The sequence below is a fragment of the Tepidimonas sp. genome, assembly GCF_036824975.1.
Lineage (GTDB): Bacteria > Pseudomonadota > Gammaproteobacteria > Burkholderiales > Burkholderiaceae_C > Tepidimonas.
Genome location: NZ_DAISZC010000014.1, coordinates 25947 through 34848, shown reverse-complemented (window position 1 = coordinate 34848; position 8902 = coordinate 25947). Strand labels below are relative to the sequence as shown.

7 protein-coding genes and 2 pseudogenes are annotated in these 8902 nt (G+C 68.2%); 8 read left to right on the top strand and 1 reads right to left on the bottom strand.

Annotated elements, in window-relative coordinates; all coding sequences use genetic code 11:
- The 7 genes and pseudogenes from V7Z54_RS03135 to V7Z54_RS03105 all read left to right on the top strand — a co-directional run.
- Positions 1 to 242, top strand: a pseudogene (locus V7Z54_RS03135) (ATP-dependent zinc metalloprotease FtsH); the annotation flags it as partial.
- 149 nt (positions 243 to 391) lie between these two features.
- A pseudogene (gene ftsH / locus V7Z54_RS03130) lies at positions 392 to 1802 on the top strand (ATP-dependent zinc metalloprotease FtsH); the annotation flags it as partial.
- A gap of 225 nt (positions 1803 to 2027) precedes the next feature.
- The gene (locus V7Z54_RS03125) at positions 2028 to 3053 is read left to right on the top strand and encodes a S1C family serine protease (protein WP_443082417.1); all 1026 of its coding nucleotides are present in this window, start codon (positions 2028 to 2030) and stop codon (positions 3051 to 3053) included.
- 336 nt (positions 3054 to 3389) lie between these two features.
- On the top strand, positions 3390 to 4415 hold the full coding sequence (locus V7Z54_RS03120; protein ID WP_334134287.1) for an MBL fold metallo-hydrolase: 1026 nt from the start codon (positions 3390 to 3392) through the stop codon (positions 4413 to 4415).
- A 133-nt stretch (positions 4416 to 4548) separates the two neighbouring features.
- Positions 4549 to 5277, top strand: coding sequence for an ABC transporter permease (locus tag V7Z54_RS03115; protein WP_334134285.1), 729 nt, complete (start codon positions 4549 to 4551; stop codon positions 5275 to 5277).
- A gap of 61 nt (positions 5278 to 5338) precedes the next feature.
- Positions 5339 to 6058: a metal ABC transporter ATP-binding protein gene (locus V7Z54_RS03110; protein WP_443082416.1), complete on the top strand. Its 720-nt coding sequence runs from the start codon at positions 5339 to 5341 to the stop codon at positions 6056 to 6058.
- Complete coding sequence (locus tag V7Z54_RS03105; RefSeq protein WP_334134284.1) at positions 6055 to 7002, top strand: substrate-binding domain-containing protein; 948 nt, start codon at positions 6055 to 6057, stop codon at positions 7000 to 7002. Before V7Z54_RS03110 ends, V7Z54_RS03105 begins: the two co-directional genes overlap by 4 nt.
- Positions 7003 to 7049: 47 nt before the next feature.
- Here V7Z54_RS03105 and V7Z54_RS03100 read toward each other — a convergent pair whose 3' ends face one another.
- Complete coding sequence (locus V7Z54_RS03100; protein ID WP_334134283.1) at positions 7050 to 8171, bottom strand: helix-turn-helix domain-containing protein; 1122 nt, start codon at positions 8169 to 8171, stop codon at positions 7050 to 7052.
- Positions 8172 to 8425: 254 nt separating this feature from the next.
- On the opposite strand from V7Z54_RS03100, the gene V7Z54_RS03095 reads away from it, so the two are divergent.
- Positions 8426 to 8902 (top strand): 4Fe-4S dicluster domain-containing protein, encoded by a 477-nt coding sequence (locus V7Z54_RS03095; protein ID WP_334134282.1) that lies wholly within the window; start codon positions 8426 to 8428, stop codon positions 8900 to 8902.

Genomic DNA, 8902 nt, shown 5'->3' with positions numbered 1-8902 from the left:
AAGTCACCGGATGCGCGCGGCAAGGCAGTGATCGTGGCCAACCGGGTCGAGCCCGCCCTGGCCGAGCGCCTGGCTCCGTACGGCGTGCCCTACACCCGTGTGGTGGAAAGCACTTGGCTGCGCGACGTGCTGTCATGGGTGCTGCCGTCGTTGGTGTTTTTTGCGGTGTGGTTTTTTCTGTTCCGCAAATTCGCCGAAAAGCAGGGCATGGGCGGCTTCATCAGTATCGGCAAGAGCCCGCGCTAAGGAAGGTCTGCACGACCGTTGCGAGCGGGCGGAGTGCTAGGCGCGCGGAGCGCGGTGACCGAGGCATCACCATGAGTGAGGCTAGGAAGCGAGCACCGCGCAACGCAGCGGCGCGCTCGCGCAGCAGGTTATGCAGACCTTTCCTAAGGTGTATGTGGAGCAGAACACGGGTGGACGTTTCGACGACGTGGCGGGAGTGGACGAGGCCAAAGCCGAGTTGGCCGAGGTTGTGGACTTTTTGAAACACCCACAGGAGTACGGTCGGCTGGGAGCGCGCATTCCGAAAGGGGTGCTGTTGGTGGGGCCGCCGGGTTCCGGTAAAACCCTGCTGGCCAAGGCCGTGGCAGGAGAGGCTAGGGTGCCGTTTTTCTCTATCTCGGGCTCGGAGTTTGTCGAAATGTTCGTGGGGGTGGGTGCGGCGCGCGTGCGCGACCTGTTTGAGCAGGCGCGCGCCAAGGCGCCGGCCATCATCTTCATCGACGAATTGGATGCGCTGGGCCGCGCTCGGGGTGCCGGCGGCTTGGTGGGAGGGCACGATGAGCGGGAGCAGACCCTCAACCAGCTGTTGACCGAAATGGACGGCTTCGACAGCACGGTGGGACTGATCATTCTGGCGGCGACCAATCGGCCCGAGATTTTGGACCCGGCGCTGCTGCGCGCGGGGCGCTTCGATCGTCAGGTGCTGGTGGATCGACCGGACAAAAAGGGCCGTCTGGCCATTTTGCGGGTGCATGCACGTAAGGTACGGTTGGCGCCCGATGTCGATCTGGAGCGGGTGGCGGGGTTGACCACCGGGTTTTCTGGTGCCAATCTGGCCAATCTCGTCAACGAGGCGGCTCTGGCAGCCACGCGCCGTAAGGCCGAGGCCGTGGAGATGGCCGACTTGACTGCGGCATTCGAGCGTATCGTCGCGGGCCTGGAGCGGCGTAACCGCGTGCTCAATGAGGCGGAGCGCCGCACCGTCGCCTATCACGAGATCGGGCACGCGCTGGTGGCGCTGGCACTGCCGGGGTCGGACCCCGTGCACAAAATATCCATCGTGCCACGCGGCATCGGCGCGCTGGGTTATACTTTGCAACGCCCCACTCGAAGATCGGTTTGTGATGCGGCGCCGCGAGTTGGAGCACAAGATTGCCGTGCTGCTGGGTGGGCGTGCGGCTGAAAAATTGGTGTTCGGCGAACTGTCTACCGGGGCAGCCGACGATTTGGCGCGTGCCACGGACATCGCGCGGGATATGGTCATCCGCTACGGCATGGATGACGATCTGGGCTATGTCGCCTTTGAGGCGCAGCGTCCGCGTTTTTTGGACGTGCCGGAGCCGGTGGCCGGAGGATGCCGAGTGACCGAGTCCACTCAGGCACGCATCGATGCAGCCATCCGCGCCCTTGTGATGGGGGGCTTTGAACGGGCGTGGGCGATTCTGGAGCACAACCGTGACATACTGGAGCGCAGCGCGCAGGCACTGCTGGAACGCGAAACGCTGGCAGAGGAGGAGATCCGAGCCTTGACGCAGGGGCTGCGCGTGCCCGAGCCGGCAGCCGCCGTGTCGGGATGATGGGTGCCCGTCATACCGGGCGCGGCGTCTGAACTGCTGCCACGATGCATCGCCAGTACGGCGTGTCATTCGTGGTGCCCACTGTCTTGCCGTTTTGTCATGCCGTCTTATCCTTCCTCCCAGCCCGCCCCCGATCGCTTTTTGCGTCGTTGGCTCACTATCGTCGTATCGGTGCTGGTGCTGATGGTGGCCTGGCGCCTGACGCCCGTGCTGCAGGCGTGGCTCATGCCCTCGCCCGACACCATGCCGCGCACCGTCACGCCGCGCGGCGACCTGGCCGCCGACGAGCAGGCGACCATCGAGCTGTTCGAAAAGGCCCGTGATTCGGTGGTCTACATCAGCACGGTGCAGCGCGTGCGCGACTTCTGGACACGCAACGTCTTCGAGGTACCGCGCGGCACGGGGTCGGGCTTCATTTGGGACGAGGCCGGTCATGTGGTGACCAACTACCACGTGGTGGAGGGCGCGTCGGGTGCCACGGTGCGGCTGGCTGATGGGCGTGACTACCAGGCGGCGCTGGTGGGGGTCTCTCCCGCGCACGACATTGCCGTGCTGCGCATTGGCGTCGATTTCAAGCGGCCGCCGCCGGTGCCCATCGGCACCAGCCATGATTTGCGTGTCGGGCAGAAAGTGTTTGCCATCGGCAATCCGTTTGGTTTGGACTGGACGCTGACCACCGGCATTGTTTCGGCGCTGGACCGCACGCTACCCAATGAACGTGGCGGGCCGCCCATCGAACATCTCATCCAAACCGACGCAGCCATCAACCCTGGCAACTCCGGCGGGCCGTTGCTCGATTCGGCGGGTCGTTTGATCGGCATCAACACCGCCATCTACAGCCCCTCGGGGGGGAGCGCGGGCATTGGCTTTGCCGTGCCGGTCGATACCGTGATGCGGGTCGTGCCGCAGATCATCCAGCACGGGCGCTATATCCGCCCGGCGCTGGGCATCGAGGTGGACGAGGGGCTCAACGCGCGCCTGGTGGCGCTGACCGGGGTCAGCGGCGTCTATGTGCTGCGCGTGGCTCCCGGCTCCGCCGCCGAGCGGGCAGGGCTGGAGGGCGCGCGCATGACGTCTGCCGGGATCGTACCCGGCGACGTCATCACCGCTATCGAAGGGCAGCCGCTGGACAGCGTCGGGCGGCTGCTGGCGCGGCTGGATGAGTATCGCGTGGGGGACACCGTGCGCCTGACGGTGCGCCGCGGTGACGCCCAGCGCGAGGTTGCGGTGGCGCTGCAGCCGGGCACGTAAAAGGTGGACTCGGCAGCCTGGGGCAGAGCGTGGTCACCACCGGGTAGCCGGCGGCGCAGCGCGGACCCCGTTCCCGGTCGATGTGGCCGGACGGTGGGCTGGCGCAGGATGCACTCGGCGGCCAGACCCACCCTCCAGCGACGTGACCGGTGGGCCGACGCACCCCACCCCCGCGACCACAACCCGTCATCCCTGCGCTCCCCGCATCCCTGCGGGCACCGACGGTACTGCAGGCCTGCGGTGGCTTTACAGAGCCGGCACGCGGCAGGACAATGACAGCATTGTTGTATGCTGATGAACGGTTGTGTGGCGCGCTGCGCGCAAGGAGACGAGGCGATGCGGGAGCACAGAATGAACCGTCGGCGCTGGTTGCACTGGGGGTTGGGCGTGGGGGTTGCCGGTGTGACGCTGGCCAGCTTGCCCGAGGTACGCCTGTTGGCACAGCAGGTGCAGGACTTCATCGAGGGGCCGCCGGTGCCGGATATCCGGCCCGAGCAGGTCGCGCCGCACGTGTGGGTCATTTACGCCAAGGACGGCTTTCCCACCCCCGAAAACCGCGGTGTGATGGCCAACGTGATGTTCGTCGTCACGTCGGCGGGTGTGGTGGTGCTGGACTCCGGCTGCTCGCTGCAGCACGGCGAGATGGCAATCCGCATGATCCGCACCGTGACCGACCGGCCGGTGGTGGCGGTGTTCAACAGCCACTACCACGGCGACCACTGGCTGGGCAATCACGCTTTTGTCAACGCGTTTGGCAACTCGCTGCCCATCTATGCACTGCCGCACACCATCGAGCAGATCAAGGGTGCAGAGGGCAACCTGTGGCGCAGCCTGATGGAGCGCTGGACTAACCAGGCGACGATGGGCACCCAGGTCGTGCCGCCGAACCGCGCGGTCCAGCATGGGCAGACGTTCACCTTTGGCGACGTGACGCTGCGCATGCACCACTACGGGCGCGCGCACACCCCGTCCGATTTGTGCGTGGAGGTACTGCCGGATCGCCTGACTTACGTGGGCGACATCGCAATGGAAAACCGCATTGCCAATATCGACGACGGCTCGTACCCGGGTACGTTCCGGTACTACGACGCGCTGCAGCAGGCCGCAGGGGATCAGGTGTGGTGGCCCGGGCACGGGCGCGGCAGCCGCACCCTGCTGAAGGACTACGGCACTTTCCTGCGCGGCATCTGGGAGCCTTGCGTGGAGGCCGTCAAGCGCGAAATTCCGCTGGAGCGCGCCAAGGACATGGTGCTGCAGGATCCGCGCGTGGCCGCGCGCGCCAAGACGATGCTGGGCTTCGAGTCCAACATTGGCAAATACACCAGCTTGGCTTACCTGGAGGCGGAGCGCGAGCTGTTCTGATGGCTGAACGCGCCAGCCCCGCGGCAGCAGTGGCTGCCAGTGCTTGGCGGGGAAATGGCGCCCCACGGTGATCCGGGCCCTGTGGCAGCACGGTGACAGTCTCAGGCAGCGCAAGCCCTTACGATACGCCGCCATGGAGACGTGGACGGCGGCGTGGCAGCAGGCACTGTTGCTGATATGGACAGGCGAGGCGGACCTCTGGTCGATCGTGGGCCGGTCGCTGGCGGTCAGTGGGTTAGCCACACTGTTGGGCTGTACGTTGGGGTTGCCACTGGGGGCGTGGCTGGCGGTGGCGCGGTTTCCCGGCCACGGTGTGGTGGTGACTGTGCTGCATGCGCTGTTGGCGGTGCCCTCGGTGGTGGTGGGGCTGCTGGTGTACCTGCTGCTGTCGCGCGCCGGCCCGCTCGGCGCTTTGGGCTGGCTGTTCTCGTTTCAGGCCATGGTGCTGGCGCAAACGGCGCTGGTGGTGCCCATTGCCGCCGGGCTGACGCGTCAGGTGGTGGAGGGGGTCGATCGCTCCTACGGCGAGCAGCTGCGGGCGCTGGGCGCGGGTGCGGTGATGCGCGCTGGTCTGTTGGCATGGGACGAACGCCACGCACTGCTGACGGTGGTCATCGTCGCATTCAGCCGGGCCGTGTCAGAGGTGGGCGCGGTGATGATCGTCGGCGGCAACATCGAGGGCTACACGCGCGTGATGACGACTGCCATTGCGCTGGAGACGAGCAAGGGCGATCTGCCCATGGCATTGGGGCTGGGGCTGGTGTTGCTGGGCGTGGTGTTGGGGCTGCACGCCAGCGCGACGCTGCTGCGTGCCTGGGCGCAGCGCGCAGTGGGGGGCGCCGTTGCCGGGGTGGCGGCATGAAGCGGACGCGACGCGGGGCAGGGCGGGCGCCGACGCGCTGCGCATTCCGGGAGCTGCGCACGTGAGCGTGCTGTTGGAGCTGCGTGGTGTCGATGTGCGCTTGGGCACGCGCGCTGCTGCGCCGGCGCTGACGGGGATCGACGTGTGCATCCACAGCGGCGACCGCATCGCGGTGGTGGGCAGCAACGGCAGTGGCAAGAGCACCCTATTGCGCGTGTTGATGGGGCTGCAGACAGTCAGCGCGGGTGTGGTGCGGCGCCACGCGGACAGCCGTGCTGCCATGGTGTTCCAGCGCCCGTATCTGTTGCGCTGCAGCGTACTGAACAACGTGGCCCTGGGACTGTGGTTGCAGGGGTTGCGCTGGGGGATGGCGCGGCAGCAGGCATGGCTGGCGCTGCAGCGGGTCGGCCTGCAGGCGCTGGCCCAACGCAGTGCGCGCGCGCTCTCTGGTGGGGAGCAGCAGCGGCTGGCGCTGGCGCGCGCGTGGGCGCAGCAGCCCCGGCTGTGGCTGCTCGACGAGCCCACGGCCAGCCTGGATCCCCAGGCGTGCCAGGACGTGGAAGCGTTGATTGCGGCCTTCACCGCCGAGCAGCCGGAGCGGGCGACGCTGGTGTTCAGCTCCCATCACCTGGGGCAGGTGCGGCGGTTGGCAAGCCGCGTGCTCTATCTGGAGCGCGGGCGGTTGCTGGCCGACTTGCCGGTGGACGCCTTTTTCGACGCGGCCACCTTGGCGCGATCGTCGCCGGCCGCGTACGCCTTCGTCAAAGGGGAGCTGCCATGAAGGAGGGTCGGGGCGGGCTGGCGGTCGGCCGGCTGACAGCCAGCGAGCCGCTGGTTGCCGCTGCAGCGGCGGCACCACACCGGCTCTGTGTGGGCAGCGGGCGACGGCACCTCCTACGCTGGACTCTGACAGTTCTGTGGCCGTGGGGCGAGGAGGCGGGCTCGGGCTGGGCGAACGTGGCGTGGGCGCAGGCGGCACCGCCGGCGGTGCTGACGTTGGCGAGCACCACTTCGACCGCGCAGTCCGGGCTGTTCGACCATCTGTGGCCGCTTTTTCGGCGCGACAGCGCGGTGGCGGTGCGCGTGGTGGCGGTCGGCACCGGCCAGGCGCTGGACATCGCCCGCCGGGGGGATGCCGATGCGGTGCTGGTGCACGACGTGCAGGCCGAGGCCCGCTTCTTGGCGGAGGGCTACGGCATCGACCGCCGCGAGATCATGCGCAACGACTTCGTGCTGATCGGTCCGCGCACCGACCCGGCCGGTGCTGCGGGCAACGACATCGTACGCGCCATGCGGCGCCTGGCGAACAGCAGGGCCGCGGTCGTGTCGCGCGGCGACCGCAGCGGCACGCACGAGGCCGAGCTGCGCCTGTGGGCCGAGGCCGGCGCGAGCCCGGCGCGCGGGACGGTGCGGGAGTGCGGCTGCGGCATGGGGGCGGCGCTGAACATGGCTGCAGCCCTGGGTGCGTACGTGTTGTCTGACCGGGCCACGTGGCTGGCGTTTCGCAACCGCGCCGACCTGGCGGTATTGGTCGAAGGCGACGCGCGGCTGGCCAATCCCTACAGTCTGATCCGCGTCAATCCGGCGCGGCATCCGCACGTGCAGGCGCAAGCGGCCCTGCGGCTGGCCGACTGGCTCAGCGGCCCCTTGGGGCAGGCCGCAATTGCTGCTTTTACCATCGACGGGCAACGTCCCTTCGTGCCGACGGCGGCGGCGCGCCGCTAGCCTTCCACCGCCGGGGATGTGGCTGCTGCGCAAGCGCGGCGCGCACCTCAGCGTTGCGCCAGCTTGCGGTACACGGTGGCGCGGCTGATGCCCAGACGCCGCGCGGCCTCGGCCACATTGCCCCCTGCCTGTGCGACGGCTTGTCGGATCAGCGCCGTTTCGCGCTCTTTCAGCGGCAGGGCGGTGCTGCCGTCAGGCCGATCGGCGTCGGGCAGGCTGGCCAGCACCTGCACCCGCAGGCCGGCCCATGTGGGCAGTTCGCGCGGTCCGCGCCCGTGGCGCGCGGCGTCGAAGAGTTCGCCCACCGGCACCGCAAAAAGGTCATCGGCATGCGGCCAGCCCTGGGTGGCGGGACGCAGATCAAGCATGTCGGCGGCGCCGCGGTTGCCGCCCACCACGCGCCCATCCGCATTCAGCGTCAGCAGCCCGTCGTTATCGTCGCCGGGCAGCTGCCCGGGCCAGGTCAGGCGCAGCGTCAGCGCATGCGGCTGGCGCAGCACGAGCGCCGCCTCGATGCGGCGCACGGTGACGCTGACCAGATGCCGCAGCGCGCGCCGCTCGGGGCTGTGAACGCCGGTCAGGTCCAACATGCCCAGGCAGCACCCATCGGGGCCGAACACGGGGGCGCCTGCGCAGCTGTACACCGCCGTGTCGTCGAAAAAATGCTCGCCGCGGTGCAACCACACCGGGATGCGTTCGGCCAGCGCTGCGCCGATGGCGGTGGTGCCCACCGCTGCTTCCGACAAATCGACACCGACGCGGGCAATGGCCCGCGCGTGCGGGTCGTGGCGGTCCACTGGCCCCAGGACATCGACGACGACGCCGTGGGCGTCGGTGAGCAGGGCAAAGTAGCCGGTGTCGGCCATCGCGCGGTCGAGGGTGCGCGCAATGACCGGGGCTGCCGCTTCGCGCAGCGCTCGGCTGGCGTCGAGTGCGCGGCGCACGGCGGCGGCGCTGACGGTGTCAAACACCACCCGCTCGCGCGGGTGGCGTCCACTGGCCAGACAGCGCTGCCACGAGGCGAGGATCCAGGGCTCGATGGATGTCGGCGCACCACTGGTGGCGCCCTTGAGCAGGCACTGGCGCCGCGCCGCCTCGATGGCGGCGATGCGTTGGGCTGCGGGCACGGCACTGGCCGCTGCGCAAGCAACATCGGCAACTGGGGTCACGGACGTCTCCTGGCGGCTAATGGGCGCTGAACCTGTGGCGCGGTCGTGTGCAATCCGTTTTTTAATCGTACCGGCGCGGCTGCGGCGCCGCAATGCCGGTGTCTCAATTTGAGAAATTTCGCTCCTCGGTCGCGGGATGTTGGGGTTATCCCCAGTGTCGGTCGTGGCGTGCCGCTGCAAACATAACCCGGACATCCACGGCGTCGGTGCAGCCAGGGGGCGGCTGACGCGGGGCCACCACCAGGAGACAACGCATGCAAAAAATGCTGCACATCGACCCGGCCAAGTGCACGGGCTGCCTGTCGTGCGAGATGGCGTGCTCGTACGAAAACTACGGCGTCTTTGCCACCGCCAAATCCCGCATCAAAGTATTCGACTTTCACCACACGGGGCGCAAGGTGCCCTACACCTGCACGCAGTGCGACGAGGCGTGGTGCCTGCACGCCTGCCCCGTGGAGGCGATCACGGTGGACAAGGTCACCGGGGCCAAAGTGGTCAACGAAACCACGTGCGTGGGCTGCAAGGTGTGCACCATCGCTTGCCCGTTTGGCACCATCAACTATGTGCAAGAAACCGGCAAGGTGCAGAAGTGCGACCTGTGTGGCGGCGAGCCGGCCTGCGCCGAGGCCTGTCCCACGGCGGCCATCACCTTCATCGACGCCAACTGGACCGGGCTGTCCAAGATGCAGCAATGGGCCGATAAGCTGGGCAACCAGCCGGCGGCAGCCTGA